Source organism: Alteromonas sp. AWM4_230 (genome assembly GCF_056158305.1).
On record NZ_JBSWTB010000001.1, the window covers coordinates 3,111,686 to 3,133,714 of the forward strand.

Below are 22,029 nucleotides of genomic sequence, written 5' to 3' on the forward strand. Positions count from 1 at the left end.
TTCAATTACAAGGAGTATAGCATTATGGCTAATGTATTAGTGATTGGCGCTTCAGGACAAATTGGCAAACAAGCTACCGTAAAGCTTTTAGATGCAGGGCACAAGGTCTTAGCACCGGTGAGAAGTCCTGACAAACTATCTGACATACAAAATGATAATCTTAGTGTTGTAGAGCAAGATCTCGAGAAGGATTTTTCTTCTCATTTTGAAGGAATTGATGTGGTGGTATTCACCGCGGGCTCGGGTGGTAACACGGGTGCAGATAAAACCCTTATGATTGATCTATGGGCTGCATGTAACGCAGTAAACTATGCCAAAGCGGCAGGTACACCTAAATTCATTATGGTGAGTTCTATTGGCGCAGGCGACCCTGATAGCGTAGATTCAGCAATTAAGCCTTACTTAGTTGCTAAGCATATGGCCGACGAGCACTTAATTAACAGTGGTTTGCATCATATTATCTTACGCCCGGGTACTTTACAGAATGAACCAGGTACTCATTTAGTGCGCACTGACATGCCAAGCAATAAAGATGATGCGGTAATCCCTAGAGAAGATGTAGCTACAGCAATTGTTGAGAGTGTTGCAAAAGAGGGTAGTGAAAATACGATTACTTACCTGTTTAAAGGCGACACGCCTATCTCGCAAGTTTTATAAAGGCTATTTATCCCTCCCCTGTTTAATGACATTACAACAGCGGGAGGGTTATTCATATACCTAAAGCACCTTAGGGGATTAGAGATTGGCTCACCCAGTTACCATTGACGTCTTTTTGATGCCATTCTCGGCTTTGTGGGTTTCCTCTTAAATTCAGGTAATCTACGCTTTCAATAGCCAATAATATCACACAGAAATGAGGCGGCACTTCATCGAAATCGCCTTCTATTTGAAGCGCTGTGCCGTCATTACGAGGCGTACCCGGCTCGCCCCATAGAAACTGCTTTTTCCCCGCGTCCGACAACTTATTCCAGTGTTGTTTAACTAAGTCAACATCCTGACTCGCAGTGATTATTGTAGCGAGGCAAGAAAAACGGTATTGCTCTCTGCTTTTAGAAAAATACCAGCATACTTGTGCTTGAGCGTTTGACTCAAGTTGGCTGTACTTTTCTGTTCGGGTATCAGAGATAACAACTAGCTGATTTTCGTCGGTCATCCCTCTAAATACTACAGTTCGGCAAAACGGACTACCGCTGCCATCGACCGTAGCTAACTGAAAATATCGACTTTCGGGCATACTGCGGGTTTGGTGTAGACTTTTTGTCAATCCCTGTCGCCATTGGGGCATACCCACCTCCTCATGTAAGCCAACTGCTTTTTAGTTACGCTGCCTTCTTATCAGCCAAAGAAAACAATGTGTAAAAGTTGCGTGTAGTGATGTCAGCTAGCTCTTTTACCGATACACCTTTGAGCTCTGCTATAAACTCAGCCACTTCCACTACATAACCAGGTTGGTTTTGCTTACCCCGATGAGGTACAGGCGCAAGCCAAGGAGAGTCAGTCTCAATAAGCAGCCGCTCTAAAGGTATAGCTTTCACCACTTCACGTAATTCATCAGCAGAATTAAAAGTCACAATGCCGGAAATAGAGATGTAAAAGTCCATCTCTATAGCGGCCTGTGCCATCTCTAATGACTCAGTAAAACAATGTAAAACGCCTTTGGTATGCGCTGTTTTGTGTTCACGGAGTAAGTTGATGGTATCTTCTCTTGCATCTCGCGTGTGGATAATAAGCGGCTTTCTGGTTTCGTTTGCTACTTTGATGTGGTCGACGAATGACGTTAACTGAATATCTTTGCTTTCTGGGCTGTAAAAATAGTCCAGCCCCGTTTCACCTATCGCCACAACTTCTTCACGCTGCGCCTTCTCTAGCAGTTCCTCATAACTACACGCTTCGTCTTGATGCAGCGGGTGCACACCACAAGATACTGAAACGTCATCAAACTGGCTAACTGCGCCTAACATGCTGTCGTAATCGCCAACCGACACGCATACGCAAAGAAAGTGCTCTACGCCTCGAGTTCTAGCAAAATTTAACGTTTCAGCCAGTTCTTCTGGCCCTTGCTTAAGTCGGTCTAAGTGACAATGAGAATCTACGAACAAACTACACCTGTATTAATAAATTGCTTTCAGACAAAAGGAAATAAAACCTTTTTATCTGTTAACGTTGAAACTGTTTTAACAGCCCAAAAAGTACCATCGATTTATTCACCCCAGCATGTTCGAGGGTTTTTACTGCCTCTACACACGCTACATAGCGATTAAAGTCGACGGCCTGTTGACGTTTCATGTATTCGTCATGGGCCAGTTGTTGGCACCACAATGCGATTTGCTGCGCATTGCTCTGCCACTTATTTGCAAGTGTTTGCACCTGCATGTTGGCATCACCTGCTAAAAGCGCCTGCATACCATCACTGAAATTGCGATAACTAATATCTTCGTCACCAGAGAGCGCTTCTTCCACGCGAAGGGGCGCATAACCATAGGCCGCCAGTAATGCTTCGCTAGCATCTTCTACGCCTTTAGCCTTTAGGTAGTTCAAACTGTCTGGTACAGACGGAAGCGCAAGTATCTGTCGTTCACACCGACTCAATATGGTTGGCATGATCTTATTGATACTATCTGTAATCAGCAGTAAGAAAGTATTATCTGTGGGCTCTTCTAAGGTTTTCAATAGCGCATTAGCCGCCGCCTCTGTCATAGTATCGGCTTGGGGGATCAGCAACACTTTGTTCCCCCCCATTTGCGCAGTACCAGAGAGCTTGGCAATACCTTCGCGAATTTTATCCACACCTAGCTGCTTTTCACTTTCCAACACGTGAAAGTCTGGGTGATTTCCCGCCTGTCTTAAATGGCAGCTTTGACATTGTTCGCACGGTCCATCGGTACTAGGTTGCTTGCACAATAACGCGTTGCTTAATCCCACTGCGAGTTGATTTTTGCCGATGCCCTTTGGGCCCGTTAGCAGTAGGCCATGGTGCAGTTTCTTTGCCATATATCGCGTTAGCAAAGTCGAAAACGTTGCAGCAAACCAGGGCAGCATTTGCATTACCCTCTCTCCTGCTGACTTTCGTTCTGCACTGAATTGCTACCTTCACTTACGGTACCAGTGTATTCTTGGTTGGTCACATAATCGGTGATAGTGGCAATAACATCTTGATGAACCTTTTCCATAGGCTGCATTGCGCTAATTACTACTATCGATTCATCTTGCTCGGCCAACGCCAAGTATTTAGCACGGGTACGCTCGAAAAAGGCGAGCCCGGCTTGCTCAATGCGGTCAAGCTCGCCACGTCCGCGAGCACGTTCTAGCCCTACTGCTGGCTCAACGTCTAGGTATAGGGTTAAATCTGGCTTAAACCCTTTTAGTGCAATATCGCTAATGGCGGACATGGTTACTTCACTTACCCCTCTACCGCCACCTTGGTAGGCTTGTGAGGATAAATCGTGCCTATCGCCTACTACCCATGCTCCTGCGTCGAGTGATGGAAATATTTTATTAGTAAGCAGTTGCACGCGAGCGGCGTACATAAGAAGCAGCTCAGTTTCTTCACTAACAACTTCATCCCAGTCGTGCTTTACACATTCTCGTATGGCTTCCGCCATAGGTGTACCACCTGGTTCACGAGTCTGCTCAACGCGCTTTCCAGCACCCTTTAATGCTTGAACAATTAGCCCTATTACAGAGCTTTTTCCTGCCCCTTCAAGGCCTTCAACTACAATAAATTTTCCGCGCATTACTTTTTAAACTCTGTTTTCATTTAGCTATAACCTACTGGCTAGATCACTGCTACGTACTATGTAGCTATAACAGCAGGGTTATCGTTTTAACTGGTATTTTCGCACAGCTGCATTGTGTTCAGCTAGCGAGGTAGAGAATTGATGGCTTCCGTCACCTTTCGCTACAAAATATAAAGCATCAGTGGATAGCGGGTGTAACGCCGCATGAATCGCCGCTTTGCCAGCCATGGCTATTGGCGTTGGCGGTAACCCTTTGATGACATAAGTGTTGTAAGGCGTTGCCGTTCGAAGGTGTTTACGCGTAATATTTCCATCAAATTTGGGGCCAATACCATAAATCACCGTCGGGTCGGTTTGAAGGCGCATGTTTTTGTTGAGTCTATTAACAAATACTCCGGAAATCATGTCACGCTCTTCAGGTACTGCCGTTTCTTTTTCGATGATACTCGCCAATACAAGTGCTTCATAGGGTGTGGCTAATGGAAGATCCGTTTTCCGTTGTTCCCACTCAACAGAGACAAACTCAATAAGCGCATGGTGAGCTCGCTTCAATAGTTCACTGGCTGTTGTACCTTTAGTAAAAAAGTAAGTATCAGCCAAATACATCCCTTCGGCCTGAGATACCTGTTCGCAACACCAATCAACACCGTTACCTTGAGTTAACTGTCCTAATTTATCCTTGTCTAAATCGAAAACAAGATTGGGGTTTTGCTTAAGTGTTTCAATCCATTGTGAGAGGGTTAGCCCTTCAACTAAGCTTACCGCAAAGAAATGCTCGTCACCTTGAGTAAAAAGCGTAAATACATCCACCAACGACTGGTCGGGGCGTAACATGTATGTACCTGATTTAACCGAGGTGCTGCCTGCAAAAAATTTAAGCCATACTTTTGCCACAAACGGTGGCACATCAGTTATTTCTGCTTCACGCAATAACTTCACCGTGCGATAAGCATTACTACCGCTTTCTATCGTAAACAAGGTTTCATTTTCTAGCGTTAATTCAGAAGTGACCTTTCCAGACACATACATAACGCCACATGCAGCACCAATCACTGCAACCATAATAAGGGACAGTAAAATAATGACAGCCCGCTTCATACTTAGGCATCCCTTTTGTACATTGTTTTATATTCCATTCTACTTCGTTCTACGACTAATTCTTCAAATCACTTAGAATGCATAAGCTCTTTTGTATGCATCTATAATGTTAATTTAAGCGCCAGCTTGTTTCGCTAGCTGCCTTTACTCTTTATTTTTGATCGCTTTTTTACTGCCCATTTTCTACTGTGCACTTTTTACTGCCGACTTCTCACTGACCTCTTTTACTGCCCATTTTTCACTGCAATAGTAAGACGTGCCTTTAGGCGAGCAATTGCATCGCTTTTAACATCAAAATTAACCACAGAAAAATCAGTCATTCGTACTTGTTTCACCGGCATTACCCCCATTAACGCATTGGTAATGACTACTGCGCTGGCTTTTCGTAAAAAAGAAAGGTCGTAATTCCCAACGTGAAGTACACTGTTATCGTTTAACAGCGAATCAATGAGACACTGCCTTACAACACCATTTACCCCGCTACCCTTTAGAGAGGGGGTATACCATTCGTCGTTAAGATAAAAAAACAGATTACCTGCGCTCGCCTCAATAATACTATCCTGGGTATCGCAAACGATAGCGTCGTGAGCTCCAGCTTCATCTACTTCATGTTTTACAAGTACTTGCTCTAGCCTATTCATATGCTTCACGCCAGCAAGCAGTGGCTGAATGGCTAGTCTAGTTTGAGCACATATAACAGTCACCCCGTCATCAGCAAGACTATCGTAATGACTCGGGTACGGGTGCTGACTGAATCTTACTAATGCTTCACTCTCTTTACTTCGCGCGTAGCCTCTACCTGCTTGACCACCAGAAACGTGAACTTTTAATACATACTTTGTCGATGCGTTTCCTTCTGAGGCTTTCTTTATTGCCCCGATTTGTTCAGCGATTGCGGCTTCGAGAATATCTATATCGATATTCAGTTTGATGGCAGCGGTATCGTGCTCTAAACGTGATAGATGGTAAGGCAATAATTCTGCTTTGTGTTCATTCACCATCAGTGTGGTAAACACGCCATCTCCGTAATTAAACGCCCTATCACTTGATGAAATAGGCGTAGCGCTAGGAATAAATTTCACTGCCTACTCTTGTTCGCCGTTACTATCTTTGAGGGAAGTATACCAACTTGCATTGGTCAAACAACTTATAGCTGTGACCAATTGTTTGACTCGCCAATGAAGAAAGCCTGACGCGCACAATCTCCGACATTACATTTGTTCATATAAACAACAAAAGGCAGCCGAAGCTGCCTTTTGAATGTGAGTAAAACTCAAACGTATTGTGTTAGCTAGAGCGCGTTATATACGCTTGAAAATCAATGAGCCGTTCGTACCGCCAAACCCGAATGAATTACACAGTGCGTAGTCTTCACTGAATGCCTTTGCTTTGTGTGCAACAAAGTCTAAGTCACAGCCCTCACCTGGCTCATCCAAGTTAATGGTTGGCGGCGCTATTTTGTCACGCAGTGCCAAAATAGTGAAAATTGCCTCAACCGAACCAGCGGCACCCAGTAAGTGACCTGTCATTGACTTGGTAGAGCTAACAAGTAATTTGTGAGCATGATCGTTGAATACACGTTTCACCGCAGCCACTTCAGCGATATCACCTGCAGGCGTAGACGTACCATGGGCGTTAACATAGCCAATTTCACTTGCATCCATTTTCGCGTCGTTTATCGCGTTTTGCATAGATGCAGCTGCACCTTCACCATCTTCAGGTGGTGAAGTCATATGGTATGCGTCGCCGCTCATGCCAAAACCAACAAGCTCAGCATATATGGTCGCGCCACGAGCTTTTGCGGCTTCATATTCTTCTAGCATTACCACGCCAGCGCCCTCACCCATGACAAAACCATCGCGGTCTTTATCCCATGGGCGGCTTGCGGCCTGTGGATCGTCATTGCGAGATGACAACGCACGAGCTGCGGCAAAGCCTGCCATGCCTAACGGCGTAATAGACGCTTCAGCGCCACCGGCCAACATAGCATCAGCATCACCATAAGCAATGGTTCTTGCGGCAATACCGATGTTGTGAACGCCTGTCGTACACGCAGTCACAACGTTTAAATTCGGTCCTTTCAACCCTTCCATGATAGACAAAAAGCCTGAAATCATGTTGGTTATGGTTGAAGGTACAAAGAAAGGCGATACGCGCTTAGGTCCACTATTTGTCAGTTTCAAATGGTTTTGTTCAATTTGCTCTAAACCACCGATACCTGAACCAATAGCCACACCTACGCGATGCGCATTATCTTGTGAAACAGTTAAACCAGAATCGACCAAAGCTTGTTTGCCTGCTGCAATACCCAATTGGATAAAGCGGTCCATCTTCTTGGTTTCTTTCTTTTCAATGTATTCCTGCGGATCAAAATCGTTAATTTGACCTGCGAAACGGGTTGAATAGTTACTACAATCGAAATGGGTGATTTCACCGATGCCGCTTTCGCCCGCGAGCAGTTTGCGCCATGTGTCTTCGCTATTAAGACCTAATGGTGAAAGCATTCCAAGACCAGTAACCACTACGCGACGTTTTGTCACAAAAAGCCCTCGCTTTGGAACTAAGGTAGGAGATACAAAAACGGCTCTGTAAGAAGAGCCGCTTTGTCGCTACTTAAGACTTAAGCGTCTTTGTTAGCGTTGATGTAGTCAATTGCAGACTGAACAGTAGTAATTTTTTCAGCTTCTTCGTCAGGAATTTCAGTGTCGAATTCTTCTTCCAAAGCCATCACTAGCTCAACAGTGTCAAGTGAATCAGCGCCTAAATCGTCAACGAATGAAGCTTCTGCTTTTACTTCTTCTTCTTTCACGCCAAGTTGTTCAACAATGATTTTCTTAACGCGTTCTTCAATGTTACTCATAATTCTAGGTTTCCCTTAAACGTCACTAGATAATAAAAGTGCCGCTAGTTTATTTTGCAAGGTGCATCCTTGCAAGCACCAGTTTAAACAAATTTTCTGGTCAAACCAGCGACATTCGAAATTCGTAAAATACTATTTTTACATCCAAGTTCGGGTAAATACCACCCCAAACTAGGGAAAATTCGCAATTTTTGCGAATTTACCCCATATACATACCACCATTTACGTGGATAGTTTCGCCCGTAATATAGGCTGCACCATCGCTCACTAAAAAGGCAACAGTGGCTGCAATTTCATCAGGCGCACCTAAACGGTTCGCCGGAATATCTTTGAAAATGGCTTCTTTTTGGTCATCGGTCAGCGCTTTTGTCATATCAGTATCGATAAAACCAGGTGCCACAACGTTAATGGTAATACCACGAGAAGCCACTTCACGTGCCATTGATTTAGAAAAACCAATAACGCCTGCTTTCGCCGCAGCATAGTTTGCCTGTCCAGCATTACCCGCACTGCCCACTACTGAACCAATATTTACAATGCGACCACAGCGTTTCTTCATCATACCGCGAAGCACCGCTTTTGACATGGTAAAAATAGAAGTTAAATTGGTGTCGATAATATCCTGCCACTCGTCATCTTTCATGCGCATTAGCAGATTATCACGTGTGATACCTGCATTATTGACCAAGATATCGATGCTACCAAAAGCTTCGTTAATTGCTTTTAATGTTGTATCAACGCTTTCTTTGTCAGTGACATTTAGCGCAAAGCCCTTGCCGCCAAACTCAGAAAGATAGTCGCTGATTGTTTGCGCACCGTTTTCACTGGTTGCCGTACCGATAACCGTAGCACCTTGCTGTGCAAGTTGTGTGGCAATCGCTTTACCTATACCTCGGCTTGCGCCGGTAACGAGCGCAATTTTACCGTCTAATTGACTCATTGCGTTTCCTTATTGTTTTAATGCTTCAACACCATCAGATGTATTAACTGCAAGAGCCGTAAGGCTCTTATCAATACGTTTGTTCAGTCCGGTAAGTACTTTACCAGGGCCTACTTCAATTACACGCTCAACACCCGCTGCCGCGAGATATTCAACAGTACGAGTCCATTGAACAGGACAATAAAGTTGTCTAACTAATGCGTTTTTGATTGCATCACCTTGGGTTTCAATGGTGACATCAACATTATTAACAATATTGATTGCAGGCTCATTAACGTTCAATGACGATAGCGCGTCTTCTAATTTATCTGCCGCAGGGCGCATTAGCTCACAGTGTGAAGGTACACTTACCGCAAGAGGAAGTGCGCGCTTAGCGCCCGCTTCTTTACATGCATTAGCGGCTTGCTCGGCTGCGCTCTTTTCGCCAGCAATAACGACTTGTCCTGGAGAGTTGAAGTTAACTGGCGCGACTACATCGCCTGTAGCAATCGCAGTTTGCTGGCAAATATCAGCAATGGCAGCATCGTCTAACCCAATAATGGCATACATAGCGCCCGCACCGGCCGGTACAGCTTCTTGCATATATTTACCACGGGCTTCCACAAGCTTGATAGCATCAGCAAAGTCCATGGCGCCGCCGCAAACTAACGCTGAATACTCACCAAGGCTGTGACCTGCTAAGTAATCTACATTTATGCCCTGCTCACGAATAACACGCCAAATTGCTACGCTAGCAGCAAGCAACGCTGGCTGAGTGATATGGGTTTCGTTAAGTTTACCGTCTGCATCGTTTTGGACTAAATCCCACAGATCATACCCAAGTGCGTCAGAGGCTTCTTTAAACGTCGCCTCGATAATAGGAGAAGTCTCCGCGAGTTCCTTAAGCATACCAACGCTTTGAGAACCTTGTCCTGGAAATACACAGGCTGTCTTTGTCATGTCGATTCCTTATTATTTTTAATTTACTAGAAACGAGAAAACGTCGAAGTTGGAATGCCCTATAATAGGGCAAATCTCAGTAGGGCTAATAGCGAACAAGCGCTGACGCCCAAGCAAATCCGCCTCCGAATGCTTCTAGTAATAAATGCTGTCCGCGTTGAATGCGGCCGTCTCTTATAGCGGTATCAAGCGCTGTTGGCACGGTAGCAGCAGAGGTATTGCCATACTGTTCTAACGTAAGCACAACTTGGTCAAGAGACATATTTAGCTTTTTAGCTGTCGCTTTAATAATTCTAAAGTTTGCTTGGTGAGGCACTAACCAGTCAAGATCAGATTTTTGCATACCGTTCGCGGCAAGGGTTTGTTCAACCACTTCTGAAAGCTTGGTGACCGCAACTTTGAATACTTCGTTGCCGCGCATCACACCCCAATTTTCGTGAACTGACTGCTCATCACCACGAGTTGGATTGCCTACGTATAGTAAGTCTCCATATGAACCTGCTGCATGAATATGTGTAGATAAAATTCCAGGTTCATCACTGGCTTCTATAATAGTCGCGCCTGCGGCATCACCAAACAGAATGACCATGGTTCTGTCTTCTGGGTCTATCAAACGGCTTAGGCAGTCGGTTCCGATTACAAGAATGCGTTTAGCCATTCCCGATTTAATGTACTGATCGGCCACACTCAATGCATAACAATAGCCTGCACACGCAGCAGCCACGTCAAATGCCGGAATGCCGTCTAAATCAAGAATACGTTGAATTTCACATGCTGTGCTTGGAAGCGCATAGCGACCACTTGTGGTAGCGCACACAATCATGTCGATAGATTTTGGATCGATGCCAGCCATTTCTATGGCTTTTTTACTGGCTTCTGCCCCCATGGTAGCAGCGGTTTCATCTGCTCCAATAATACGTCGCTCTTTTATCCCGGTACGGTCAGTGATCCATTCGTCACTGGTGTCCACCATTTGCTCTAAATCTGCGTTTGTACGCACGTCGCTGGGATAATAGCTACCTGTTCCTATAAAGCGTGAATATTTGCTCAAAGCTGCTCCAACAATACCGTTTCTATCTTAGTCTTTATCTTCTCAGGTAAATGCATTTTTGCTTCTTTCATTGCTTGCACGATGGCGTAATAAAAGGCGTCTTTTTGTGCATTTCCATGACTCTTGATAACAATGCCGCGCAATCCTATCAGACTCGCACCGTTATACTGGTCGGGGTTCACGCTGTTATAGATAGATTTCAGTAATGGGAAGGCAATTTTTGCCAATAATCGGGTATAAAAGTTCTTCTGTGACTGGCGTTTTACTTCATTTATCACCAGCTTAGCCAGCCCTTCGCTGGATTTGAGGGCTACATTTCCGGTAAAACCGTCTGTAACCACTACGTCCGCATGGTCTGTGAAAATGTCGTCGCCTTCTACATATCCAATGTAATTGATACCTGGCGCATCTTTGAAAAGCTGGTCGGCAGATTTCACCTGCGCGTTACCTTTTATATCTTCTTCACCTACGTTTAATAAGGCAACTCGTGGTGATTCAATTCCCGCTACCTCTTGCGCAAGCACTGAACCCATAACGCCATACTGAAACAGGATCTCAGGCGTACAGTTTACATTAGCGCCTAAATCTAGAAGAAAAACATTATGGTGCCCTGTTGTCGGCATCATATTAATAAGCGCGGGCCTATCAATGCCTGACAAGGTTTTTAGTAAGTAGAAAGACAAGGTAAGTAGTGCACCAGTATTACCTGCACTTACGCACGCGTCTGCTTCACCGCTCTCAACGAGTTCGATAACGCGACGCATAGAAGAGTCTTTTTTATTTCGTAGCGCTGATGTAGGCGCTTCGCCCATTTCAACCACTTGTGAGCAATGCTTTATGGTAACGCGGTTGCGCTCAACATTGGTAAGGGGTTGCAAGCTCGAATTGATAATTTTTTCGTCACCGCACAATGTGAAATGCACATCGGGATGAAGTTGGATAGCCTTTACGGCTGCGGAAAGGATAACAGGGGGACCATGATCGCCCCCCATGATATCTAACGCGATGGTTAGTTTAGACAAAATGTAGTCGCCGTATTACGCGCCGATTACTTTCTTGCCTTTATAATAACCGTCAGCGGTCACGTGGTGACGACGGTGAGTTTCGCCCGACGTTGAATCGACAGACAAAGTCGCGCCTGTCAATGCATCGTGTGAGCGACGCATACCGCGCTTAGAACGCGTTTTACGATTTTGTTGTACTGCCATAACTTACTCCTGGTCTCGCTTAAGTTCTTTCAAAACCGCGAAAGGGTTTTGTCGCTCTTGTTCCGGTTCAATCTTTCCAAACGACATATCGTCCTGCTTCACTGTACACTCCGACTCTGCATGAAGGGGCACAATTGGCAAAGATAACAGTAGCTCGTCTTCAAAAATCTGAAGCAGATTAACTTCTCCGTGGTCGTTGACCTCTACCGGTTCGTAAGCCTCGGGAATGATGTCATCGCTTTCCTGTTCTTCTCCCTGCACTGGAGTAAAACAGAATTCCGCTTCCACGGGATAATCGAGTTCACCATTACACCTTTGACAGATAAGTGTTACCTGCGTGGCTAAATGGCCGTGAAAGACAGTAAGACCCTGCGCGTCTTTTTCGAACTGTACTTCTGCGTCCACATAGTCATTGCATCGGACAACTGCTTCACTCAATCGTTCCATATCTTTAGACGCAATCACGCCCCGGTAATCGGAACGTTTCATGGCACTTTTAGTCGGTTCAACCGAATGAGGGAGTTTCACTTTCTGCATAGGGCGCGCATGATATAGGGTCAACCCCTTCCTGTCAAAGCAAAATTGCGTTTTAACCTATAATAAAACACTGTATGTCGTGCGCAGTGATAAAGTAACATTGTACTACTAACTGAAACTATGCAACGTATTGATTTTATAAAAGGAGTATTTGTGGCCTCCCTTGTTCTCGCCTCATCATCGCAATACCGAAAAATGTTGCTCGCCAACATTGGAATTCAAGTAAACACCCACGCACCAGATATTGACGAAACGCCCTTTGAGAACGAAAGCCCTACTGCGTTGAGTTTACGTTTGGCTGAGCAAAAGGCACAAAAGGTTGCCGCTGAATTAGAAAAATTAAATAACGACACTATTATTATTGGTAGCGATCAAGTAGCTTTGGTACAAACCGACACAGGGCCTCAGCTACTTGGCAAACCGGGTACGTCTGAAAATGCAGTAAAGCAACTAATCGCGTGCCAAGGTAAACAAGTGGCATTTTATACCGCACTTTGCCTTCACCAACCGAGTACCAATAAAACGGTAACTCAGGTAGATGAAACCCGAGTTTTCTTTCGTCAAAACAGCGAAGCTGCCATTCGCGCCTACGTAGAAAAAGAAAAGCCGCTAGATTGCGCCGGCAGTTTTAAAAGCGAAGGGTTAGGTGTACTGCTGTTTGACAAAATAGAGAGCCGCGACCCTAACAGTCTAATAGGCCTTCCTATAATGCTGCTAAATGAACTTTTGGGCGCACATTTCAATGTCGACTTATTAACAGTGGCAGCCCAGTAAGCCACTAATTCAGTCAGAAAAGCGCTGCCAAAGCAGTTCCAAGAAACAGCGCTATTTAAATAGCGCTGTTTCTAGTTCACTTATTGAGTGTACAAGTGCCACAGGTGACAACGCTTCTAAATGAACCTGAGCATGAACACCGTAAGACACCCCTATTCTATCCATTCCAATGGTTTTAGCCATTTGCATGTCATAGGTTGTGTCACCTATCATCACGGCATCTTCAATTTCAAAGCCGAGCTCATCGAGAATCTGCAACAGCATATCCGGCGATGGTTTTGATTCTGCCTCGTCAGCAGTGCGCGACGTACTGAAAAAAACGCCCGTTTCTGTTTGTAACCAAGCTCGGTCAAGTCCGCGGCGTGCTTTGCCTGTCGCCACGGCCAGTGTACATCCTGCTTTTTTTAAAGTATTTAGTAACTGCTCAACGCCATCAAACAACGGACACGGCGTTGTATCACGGGTAACAAACGCATCTTTATATGCTGCGACTAAACGCTCAGCTAACTCATCATCTTCAATTTTAAAAAGCTGCTTGATGGCGGGCTTTAAACTTATGCCAATAATGTGACCCACTTCGTCATAGGTAGGAATTGGCATATCACACTGTTTTGCCGCTAGCTGCATGCAGCTAACAATTTTTGCCGCCGAGTCCATCAACGTGCCATCCCAATCAAAGATAACAAGTTTGTACTTAGGCAGCTTTTCATTTAATGAAGTGAAAGGCTGTGCTGCCACAGCCTGATTCTTTGAGTGCATAACTTACAGCGCTTTAAGTGTATTTGTGAGTGTATTGTCTAAGGGTGCAGTAAAGGTCACACGCTCTTCTGTCGCTGGATGTATTAGTGAAATACTGCGAGCGTGAAGAAACAGTCTGTTAAGCCCTTTCTGGCGCATTGATGCATCAAAATCCGCATCACCGTATTTTGGGTCGCAAGCAATAGGATGACCGGCGTGCAAACAGTGAACACGAATTTGGTGAGTTCTACCTGTGATAGGCGATGCCTCAACTAAGGTCGCCCCTGCGTATTCTTCTAATATGCGATAGCGAGTTTCTGACGGTTTACCATCATCACTTACACTCACCATGCGCTCGCCCGATTGGAGTACATTCTTACGAAGTGGGGCTTTTACTTTAAATCGAGTTTTAGGCCACTCACCTGCAACAAGCGCATTATAACGCTTGTCCATTTTACCCGTACGAAGTTGCTCGTGCATGTGACGAAGGGCTGAGCGCTTCTTAGCAATTAAAATACAGCCAGAGGTATCGCGGTCAAGTCTATGTACCAGTTCCATAAACTTGGCATCGGGGCGCAAGGCTCTTAAGCCTTCAATTAAACCAAAGCTTAAACCACTGCCACCATGAACTGCCATTCCAGAAGGCTTGTTTATAACAAGTATGCGATCGTCTTCGAAAAGAATGTGCGACTCAAGTGCTGCAATTTTATCGAGTTTAGGCGATGGCGCCGGTGCGCCTTCCGACACACGAACAGGTGGAATTCTGACTAAATCGTCGGCTTGTAGTTTGTATTCAGGTTTCACACGGCCTTTGTTCACTCGCACTTCACCTTTGCGTAAAATGCGATAGATCATACTTTTAGGCACGCCTTTTAACTGCGTACGCAAAAAGTTATCGATTCGTTGACCAGCCAAGTCGGCTTCAACCGTTACAAAACGTACTTTTTTGGGGGCTTCTTCTTTCATGCGCAGAGTATACCTCATTGGTATTTCTCTGGGCTAATTGAAAGTGATAAATAATTGAAAAAAGCATTTATCGACGCAATTTTAAACAAAGGCAATTTTTTGCCATTCGTTTGTACTCAGTGAGCAGCCTACTTATTGAGATATACACAATTTATTCACTTGCTTTCCTTGCTAAATTTGCAGTTTTGGTGCGATAATTAACGACGTTTTTTGAACGGTAATATTCACAATTTAGTTTTTGATAGTAAGTGGTAAAAAAACGCCCTTTCAAAAACGTGAAACTCAGCGTTATAAAAACAACAAACGAGAACGAGATAGCAATCTATAAAGAACGACGATGCTACTCACACTTGTAAAACGAAAAAGTATGGCGTTCGCGTTGGTAGCATCCGCAATGAAAAAATATTTTTCAGACCAACCAAGCTAGAGAGGCAACGACTACACTGCCGTGATAAAGCAACCGCCATTGCTTGCGAACATAAAATAAGTTTGCCGTTAACTAACAGAATTAAATGACTAGCGAGCATATAAAAATGCTCGTAAAAAAGAATACAGTAATAAGGGCTAGTCGCTCCCGACATCCCTAAAGCAGTGTGGCCATTGCAATTCGCTTGCTATTTTGTCTGAAAATAAGACACAAGTGAAAACAGTTAAAATTAAGCGCTAAAAACGGTGCTAACATGGCCAACCACCAGGGATAATGCGACGCAACAACAAGGTCCCCGTCCAGCCGTGAGGTTGCGCGGTGAGGGTTTGCACATGTCACTTTAATTTTGTGTCTTAACGGCTGTACTAAAACAGAGTTAGATACAATGAAAAGAATGTTAATTAATGCAACTCAGCAAGAAGAGTTGCGCGTTGCCCTTGTTGATGGGCAACGGTTGTACGATTTAGATATTGAAAGCCCAGGGCACGAACAGAAAAAAGCGAATATCTACAAAGGTAAAATTACCCGCGTTGAACCAAGCTTAGAAGCCGCTTTTGTCGACTACGGCGCAGAGCGTCACGGTTTCCTCCCTCTAAAAGAAATTGCCCGCACTTATTTCCCTAAAGGTTACAAATTCGAAGGCCGTCCAAACATCAAAGATGTGATTAAGGAAGGCCAAGAAGTTATTATTCAAATCGACAAAGAAGAGCGTGGCCAAAAAGGCGCGGCTTTAACTACGTTCCTATCGCTTGCAGGTAGCTATTTGGTGCTAATGCCGAATAACCCACGCGCTGGCGGCATCTCTCGTCGTATTGAAGGTGACGAGCGTACTGAGCTTAAAGAATCACTAAGCAAATTAGACCTTCCTGAAGGTATGGGCCTAATTGTGCGTACTGCCGGTGTAGGTAAGTCGTACGAAGAATTAGAGTGGGATTTAAAAGTTCTGCTTAAACATTGGGAAGCGATTTCAGAGGTAGCTGAAGAGCGCGAAGCTCCTTTCTTAATTCACCAAGAAAGTAACGTTATTGTGCGCGCTATTCGTGACTATCTACGTCGCGATATCGGCGAAATCCTTATCGATAAAACCAGCATTTATGAGCAAGCGCTACAGCACATTCAGCTAGTGCGCCCTGACTTTGCAAATCGTGTAAAGCTTTATCGTGGTGAAGTACCATTATTCAGCCACTACCAAATCGAAAGCCAAATTGAGTCTGCGTTCCAACGCGAAGTGCGTTTACCATCTGGCGGCTCAATTGTTATCGACCCTACTGAAGCACTAACATCTATTGATATCAACTCTGCCCGCGCAACCAAGGGCGGTGATATTGAAGAGACTGCGCTTAATACTAACTTAGAAGCGGCAGACGAAATTGCTCGTCAGTTGCGTCTTCGCGATTTAGGTGGTTTGGTAGTTATTGACTTCATCGACATGACACCAGTACGTCACCAACGTGAAGTTGAAAACCGCATGAAAGACGCGGTAAGAAGTGACAGAGCCCGTGTACAATTGGGTCGTATTTCTCGCTTTGGTCTTTTAGAAATGTCTCGCCAGCGTTTACGCCCTTCTCTAGGTGAATCAGCGCACCACGTGTGTCCACGATGCTCTGGTCACGGCACTATTCGCGGAACCGAATCTTTAGCACTGTCTATTCTTCGTATTTTGGAAGAAGAAAGCATCAAAGAAAACACAGGGCAAATTGAAGCACAGTTGCCTGTTCCAGTTGCGACCTATCTACTTAACGAAAAGCGTAAGTCAATTCAGCTTCTTGAAAAGCGTCACGGCGTAGATTTACTACTTATTCCTAATGCAAACTTGGATACACCTCATTACCAGGTGTTGCGTCGACGTCCAGACGACGTTGTTTCTGAAGCGAGCTACGACGTAGAGCTAATGCCTGCAGTAGAAGCTGAAACAGAGACGACGACCACGGCCCCCGTCAAACGTGAAGAACCAGCACTTAAAGGGCTTGTTGCGCCTACGGCTGCTCCTGTTGTGGCGCCGAAAGAAGAGCCGGCAAAGAAAGCTGACGACGTGCCTTCGCTGTTTGCACGCTTTGGCAAATGGATTAGTGACTTATTTGGTAGCGAAAGCGAAGAAGAAACCAATAAAGACAAGAAAGCACAGTCTGGTAACCAAAATAGAAACAACCGCACTCGCAATAACGACGACCGTCGTCGCAAGCCGCGCAATAAAAACAACCGTCGTGGCAACCAGTCTAAAGGCCGTGACCAAGACAAAGATCAAAACCGCGATAGTGACCAGAAAGATAATCGCAAACCGCGCGGCGATCAGCGAAAAGACCAGCGTCAAGAACAACGGTCAGATCAAGACGATAAGCGTAATGACAAAGGCCGTAAGCCTCGTAAAGCGCAACAGCCTCGCGATGAACAGCAAAAGCCTAAGCACGAAAAGCAAGATGGCGAGCAGCAAGAAAACCAAGCGCAGAAGAAGCGTGAAGTGGCTGAACGCAGAAAACGTCGTGACAAGCGCCGTAGCGTTCGTGTGAAGAAAGATGATGCCGTAAATACTGCAGAACAAAATAACGCTCAAACAGCACCTGCGTCGAAAGAAGCGCAGGTACAGCAGAAGCCTAAAGCTGATGCAAAACCTAAGTCGTCTAAAGTAGAGAAAGCACAAGCGCCAGCTGAAAGTAATGTTGAGTCTAAGCAGGACGCTAATAAACCAGCGCCGCAAGCGGAACAGCAAGTAGCTGAAAAATCTGTAGACGCAAAGCCGGTAGCGGCTCAATCGGATGCGTCTAAGGTTGATAGTCAAACTTCAGTAGTTAATGACGCTGTTGAAGCGACTACTGATGCGAACAGTGAAGCCAACAGTGAAGAACAAGGTCAAAAACGAGAAGGTCGTGGTCGTTCACGCCGTTCACCTCGCCATGTTCGTGCCGCAGGTCAACGTCGTAAGAAAGAAGCACAGCAAGTTGACGACGCTGAAACTCAAGCTAAGCAGCCTGGTGAGCTTTCACCGCAAACACCTGAAGCTGAAGTTGAAGCGACTACTAAAGCTGACGCCCCTGTTGTTGAAGAAACGCAAGCACAGGAGCCTGGTCAACTAGCACCAGCTGACGAACAGCCTGTTTTTAACCAAGGCAAGCAAGAAAAAGCCAAGCTTGATGTTGAAGCCGTTCAGGACGAACTTCAGTTTGATGCAGAGCCTTCAGCGGGTGAAGAGCCTTCAGCGGGTAATGAAGCTTCAGCTGAAAATAAACCTTCAGAAGAGAAGCAGCCTTCAGAAGATAAGCCTTCTACGACTGTAGAAACTGCAGCAGAAGATAACGCTACCACTCAAGCTGAGCAGGTCAAAGCAACTCAAAACACTGAACAATCAAGTGAATCTGAAGAATCCGTGTCGGAAGCAGACGCTGAATCTTCAGTTGAGACTGCTGATACTGACAGTGCAAGCGCAGCGCCAGAAGCTAAAGATGAATCAGCATCGCCAGAACAAGTTGAAATTAACTTGGCAGATGCGCCATCAGAATCTGAAGCACCAGCGCAAGAAGCAAAAGCAGCTGATACGACGGCTAAAGAGCAACGTACTGTAAAGGCAGCTCCAGCTTTAAATAGTCTAGCTGCTAGCGGTAAAGGTAAGCGTGGCGCATCTCACCCTATGGCATTGCCAGCGCAAGTGAACGATACCTTTGTTGATGTTGCGCTTACTGCAAAAGCTGACGATACACGACCTGCACTAGCAGTATCGGGTAAAACTGCGGCCATGTCGTACGCCAACTCGCGGGCATCAGCAACTACAACACTTCCTCAAGCAGTAAGTGACGTTGCTGAAGAAGCTGTGGCTGAATAAATCTCAGTTGCTAGTGGTTGACTAGCCCATGAATAAAAGCCGCTTTCGAGCGGCTTTTTTGTTTGTTAGTGTACTTTTGAAATCTAGTTCGAATTGAGAATGAAATGTCAGACACGGTAGACCAGCAATATATAGATTGGTTAAGCCAAGTGTGTAATGCCAGGGTATTAAATACGCAACTAATCCAGCCTCTTTGGAGTGGCTACGGTGCCTGCTTTCGTGCCACACTAAGCTATTCTAGTGACGACACCGCAAAAGCCAGTAAAAATGTTAGCGCTACTTGTAGAGATGAAATCCAGCACGTACAAGATAGCTCAACTACCTTACAAACAGCCAACCGCCAACCAGTTACTAAGGTTGTAGTAAAATGCGCCACACCGCCAAACACCCTTTCACACCCCAAAGGTTGGAACGGCGAGGCAAGCCACAGCCGCAAGTGCCAATCTTTCGCGGTAGAGAACTGTTTTTACAGCCAAGTACACCCGCAAACTGATGCCTGCTTTCCAACAGCCAAATACATAGCACACAGCCAGCAGGGCGAAGCCTCCCTTCTGGTTATGGAAGATTTAGCGCACGCTGGCTACTCACGTACAGCCTCTTCACTTACCCCAGCGCGATGCGAAACCGTTCTCAAATGGTTAGCTCACTTTCACGCGCGCTTTTTTAATGTAAGAAGTGAATTTGAAAACCGAAATATACAGCTGTGGAGCGAGGGCACTTATTGGCACTTAGCTACACGTGAAGATGAGTTTCAAGCCATGCCCGAGGGTCTGTTAAAACAAAACGCCCTGGCCATTTCTAGAACTTTAGATAGTGCTAACTATCAAACGTTAGTACATGGCGATGCTAAAGTGGCTAACTTCTGTTTTACTGAAGATTTTTCCGCCTGTGCCGCCGTCGACTTTCAGTATGTCGGTTTTGGTGTCGGCATAAAAGATGTGGCTTACTTTTTGGGAAGCGCATTACCCACTGAAACCCATATAGCCCATCGGGACGCTTTACTTAATACGTATTTCCTTGCACTAGAAGACGCACTACAAGCTCGCTCGTCAAACCATGATACCCCTTTTTATTTCAAAAACAGTGATATTGAGCACGTCATTGCCGAATGGAAAAAGCTGTACCCTTTTGCCTGCGCTGACTTTTATCGGTTCTTATCTGGTTGGAGCCCAGAGCACTGGAAAATAGATGCTGAGCTTAAGGGCCAAACTAATGTCGCCCTAGCCGCCTTAAAGAGTTCACACGCCTGCTAGCCGCCTTTAAAATCAATAAAACTGCACCATTACATTATATTAAGCGTATATAGTGGCAAACAAATACAATGTCGTTGCCATGTACAAACGCAAACTTTATCTTTTTGGGTTGTTATCTACTTTTATCTTGTTAATAGCCTTGGCAAGTGCCGCAATTTCGGCACATTTAACCCGTACTAATCTCACCCAGGCACAGCTTGCCCAGTCGCTACTTTCAGAGCATCAACAGCTATCCAGTGTTTCCTACAGGCTTTTTAAACAGCTGACAGACGAGCTTATATTTGGAAAAAATGCGAACCAAGCCAAAGTTAGAAACAAGCAACAGCAAATAGAAAACGCATTAAATCGGATAACATCGCTAGAACTCGCGCAGCGTGAAGCCTTAGGAGTTGAAGCAACGCTTGGCAGCGTAGAGGACACTGACGAACTCGAAGCACTCATTCAAAGCATAGTGGCAGAATTTAGGGCTATTGCGCTTTCTAACGATAGCACTCCACTCAACCAGCAGCAGCGCCTTCAAACATTGTTAGAAGTCACAATCGACAATCAGTTTAGAGAAGCCATTAACTCTGCAGTAAATCGCCAAACAGGTGTGGTATCGCGCATTAACGCTAGCATCGAAACACTTAACACCAGCATAGTATGGTTTACGATTAGTTTGGGCCTCATCACCTGCCCCTTCATTTTGCTAGGTTGCTACTGGCTATTTAATGCCCTTTATTCACCCCTTACAGTTATTCGTACTGGTACTGATGCTATCGCATCAGGAAATTATCACTATCGCTTACCCGAAACGCTAGACAGCGAATTTACTGACTTGGTAAGAGCACTTAACTCTATGATTGCGCGGTTACAGGAGCATGAAGATCAGGCAGATGCCCATCGCAAGCACTTAGAGTTTGAAGTGGAGAGTCGCACTCGCGCGCTAAAAGAAGCAAATGACAAATTAACTAAGCAAGACGCAAAGCGTCGTCAGTTTATGGCCGATGTTAGCCACGAATTGCGTACGCCGCTAACTATTATACGCGGCGAAGCGCAGGTAACCCTCAGACAAGCAGCAGCGAGCAATGAGATTTACAAAGAAACGCTAGAAACCATACTTGAGCAAGCGGTTAACTTGAGTAAGTTAGTGGATGACTTACTGCTACTGGCGCGGGCCGAGATGCACGAATTCACGGTGGATTTGGTTAAATCGGACTTACACAGCCTGCTTACTCAAAACATGCCATCCTGGCAAAAACTTACAAAGCCCAGAGATCTAGATATTAAATGGCTTGCTAAAGAAAAAGCGCAAGTGCTTATCGACCGTGACAGAATTTCGCAGGCACTAACCATTCTTATTGAAAACGCACACAAATACTCCTATCCAGATACGCCCATTTCGCTGCGTGTTGAAAGCGAAGACCAGAATATCAATGTATCAGTCATTGATTGCGGTGAAGGCATTTCTTCAAGTGATTTGCAGCACGTGTTTGAACGCTTCGTTAGGTTAAAACGCAAAGGCAATGGAATGGGGTTAGGTTTGTCTATCGCAAAAGCCATTGCAGAAGCCCACCACGGCGCACTAACTGCACACTCTACGTTAGGTAAAGGCTCTCAGTTTACCTTGACACTCCCTATGATAGAAAGTCAAGTAAATCAATCAGATACAGCAAGCGCTGAATGACATAGACGAATTAGGATTATA

Annotated in this window: 21 protein-coding genes; 5 read left to right on the forward strand and 16 right to left on the reverse strand. The window is 45.2% G+C overall.

What is annotated here, in order from left to right:
* Positions 1–24: 24 nt before the first annotated feature.
* The gene (locus ACXACS_RS13390) at positions 25–657 is read left to right on the forward strand and encodes an SDR family oxidoreductase (RefSeq protein WP_474807253.1); all 633 of its coding nucleotides are present in this window, start codon (positions 25–27) and stop codon (positions 655–657) included.
* A 70-nt stretch (positions 658–727) separates the two neighbouring features.
* On the opposite strand, the gene ACXACS_RS13395 is transcribed toward ACXACS_RS13390, so the two are convergent.
* From ACXACS_RS13395 to yceD, 14 genes are all read right to left on the reverse strand, one after another.
* Positions 728–1,285, reverse strand: a complete 558-nt coding sequence (locus ACXACS_RS13395) for a pyridoxamine 5'-phosphate oxidase family protein (protein WP_474807254.1) — start codon at positions 1,283–1,285, stop codon at positions 728–730.
* 34 nt (positions 1,286–1,319) lie between these two features.
* Positions 1,320–2,099 (reverse strand): TatD family hydrolase, encoded by a 780-nt coding sequence (locus ACXACS_RS13400; protein WP_474807255.1) that lies wholly within the window; start codon positions 2,097–2,099, stop codon positions 1,320–1,322.
* Positions 2,100–2,157: 58 nt separating this feature from the next.
* Positions 2,158–3,045 carry a DNA polymerase III subunit delta' gene (gene holB / locus ACXACS_RS13405; RefSeq protein WP_474807256.1) on the reverse strand — a complete coding sequence of 296 codons (888 nt, stop codon included), beginning with the start codon at positions 3,043–3,045 and terminating at the stop codon, positions 2,158–2,160.
* A complete protein-coding gene (tmk, locus tag ACXACS_RS13410) occupies positions 3,045–3,734 on the reverse strand; it encodes a dTMP kinase (protein WP_474807258.1) in 690 nt (229 codons plus the stop codon). The genes holB and tmk overlap by 1 nt, the downstream gene beginning before the upstream one ends.
* 81 nt (positions 3,735–3,815) lie before the next feature.
* Positions 3,816–4,835, reverse strand: coding sequence for an endolytic transglycosylase MltG (gene mltG, locus ACXACS_RS13415; protein WP_474807259.1), 1,020 nt, complete (start codon positions 4,833–4,835; stop codon positions 3,816–3,818).
* 224 nt (positions 4,836–5,059) lie between these two features.
* Positions 5,060–5,917: an aminodeoxychorismate lyase gene (gene pabC / locus ACXACS_RS13420; protein WP_474807261.1), complete on the reverse strand. Its 858-nt coding sequence runs from the start codon at positions 5,915–5,917 to the stop codon at positions 5,060–5,062.
* Between the two features lie 219 nt (positions 5,918–6,136).
* On the reverse strand, positions 6,137–7,375 hold the full coding sequence (fabF, locus tag ACXACS_RS13425) for a beta-ketoacyl-ACP synthase II (RefSeq protein ID WP_474807263.1): 1,239 nt from the start codon (positions 7,373–7,375) through the stop codon (positions 6,137–6,139).
* An 80-nt stretch (positions 7,376–7,455) separates the two neighbouring features.
* Positions 7,456–7,695, reverse strand: coding sequence for an acyl carrier protein (gene acpP, locus ACXACS_RS13430; protein ID WP_012518211.1), 240 nt, complete (start codon positions 7,693–7,695; stop codon positions 7,456–7,458).
* 199 nt (positions 7,696–7,894) lie between these two features.
* On the reverse strand, positions 7,895–8,635 hold the full coding sequence (gene fabG / locus ACXACS_RS13435; RefSeq protein ID WP_179983189.1) for a 3-oxoacyl-ACP reductase FabG: 741 nt from the start codon (positions 8,633–8,635) through the stop codon (positions 7,895–7,897).
* Between the two features lie 9 nt (positions 8,636–8,644).
* Positions 8,645–9,574 carry an ACP S-malonyltransferase gene (gene fabD, locus ACXACS_RS13440; protein WP_474807266.1) on the reverse strand — a complete coding sequence of 310 codons (930 nt, stop codon included), beginning with the start codon at positions 9,572–9,574 and terminating at the stop codon, positions 8,645–8,647.
* A gap of 85 nt (positions 9,575–9,659) precedes the next feature.
* Entirely contained in the window at positions 9,660–10,625 is a 966-nt protein-coding gene (locus ACXACS_RS13445) for a beta-ketoacyl-ACP synthase III (protein ID WP_071814538.1), read from the reverse strand.
* Entirely contained in the window at positions 10,622–11,647 is a 1,026-nt protein-coding gene (plsX, locus tag ACXACS_RS13450; protein WP_474807267.1) for a phosphate acyltransferase PlsX, read from the reverse strand. The genes ACXACS_RS13445 and plsX overlap by 4 nt, the downstream gene beginning before the upstream one ends.
* Before the next feature lie 15 nt (positions 11,648–11,662).
* Positions 11,663–11,833 carry a 50S ribosomal protein L32 gene (gene rpmF, locus ACXACS_RS13455; protein WP_012518206.1) on the reverse strand — a complete coding sequence of 57 codons (171 nt, stop codon included), beginning with the start codon at positions 11,831–11,833 and terminating at the stop codon, positions 11,663–11,665.
* Between the two features lie 3 nt (positions 11,834–11,836).
* A complete protein-coding gene (gene yceD / locus ACXACS_RS13460) occupies positions 11,837–12,370 on the reverse strand; it encodes a 23S rRNA accumulation protein YceD (protein ID WP_014976324.1) in 534 nt (177 codons plus the stop codon).
* Positions 12,371–12,523: 153 nt separating this feature from the next.
* On the opposite strand from yceD, the gene ACXACS_RS13465 reads away from it, so the two are divergent.
* Positions 12,524–13,144: a Maf family protein gene (locus ACXACS_RS13465; RefSeq protein WP_474807269.1), complete on the forward strand. Its 621-nt coding sequence runs from the start codon at positions 12,524–12,526 to the stop codon at positions 13,142–13,144.
* Positions 13,145–13,195: 51 nt separating this feature from the next.
* Here the strand turns inward: ACXACS_RS13465 and ACXACS_RS13470 are convergent, their stop codons facing one another.
* Positions 13,196–13,903, reverse strand: coding sequence for an HAD-IA family hydrolase (locus ACXACS_RS13470; RefSeq protein WP_474807271.1), 708 nt, complete (start codon positions 13,901–13,903; stop codon positions 13,196–13,198).
* 3 nt (positions 13,904–13,906) lie between these two features.
* Entirely contained in the window at positions 13,907–14,848 is a 942-nt protein-coding gene (gene rluC, locus ACXACS_RS13475) for a 23S rRNA pseudouridine(955/2504/2580) synthase RluC (RefSeq protein WP_474807273.1), read from the reverse strand.
* Between the two features lie 812 nt (positions 14,849–15,660).
* Between rluC and rne the strand changes: the two genes are divergently transcribed.
* From rne to ACXACS_RS13490, 3 genes are all read left to right on the forward strand, one after another.
* Entirely contained in the window at positions 15,661–19,089 is a 3,429-nt protein-coding gene (gene rne, locus ACXACS_RS13480) for a ribonuclease E (RefSeq protein ID WP_474807275.1), read from the forward strand.
* A 104-nt stretch (positions 19,090–19,193) separates the two neighbouring features.
* Positions 19,194–20,342: a phosphotransferase gene (locus tag ACXACS_RS13485; protein WP_474807276.1), complete on the forward strand. Its 1,149-nt coding sequence runs from the start codon at positions 19,194–19,196 to the stop codon at positions 20,340–20,342.
* Positions 20,343–20,421: 79 nt separating this feature from the next.
* Positions 20,422–22,008 (forward strand): sensor histidine kinase, encoded by a 1,587-nt coding sequence (locus ACXACS_RS13490; RefSeq protein ID WP_474809275.1) that lies wholly within the window; start codon positions 20,422–20,424, stop codon positions 22,006–22,008.
* The last annotated feature ends 21 nt before the right edge of the window (positions 22,009–22,029 follow it).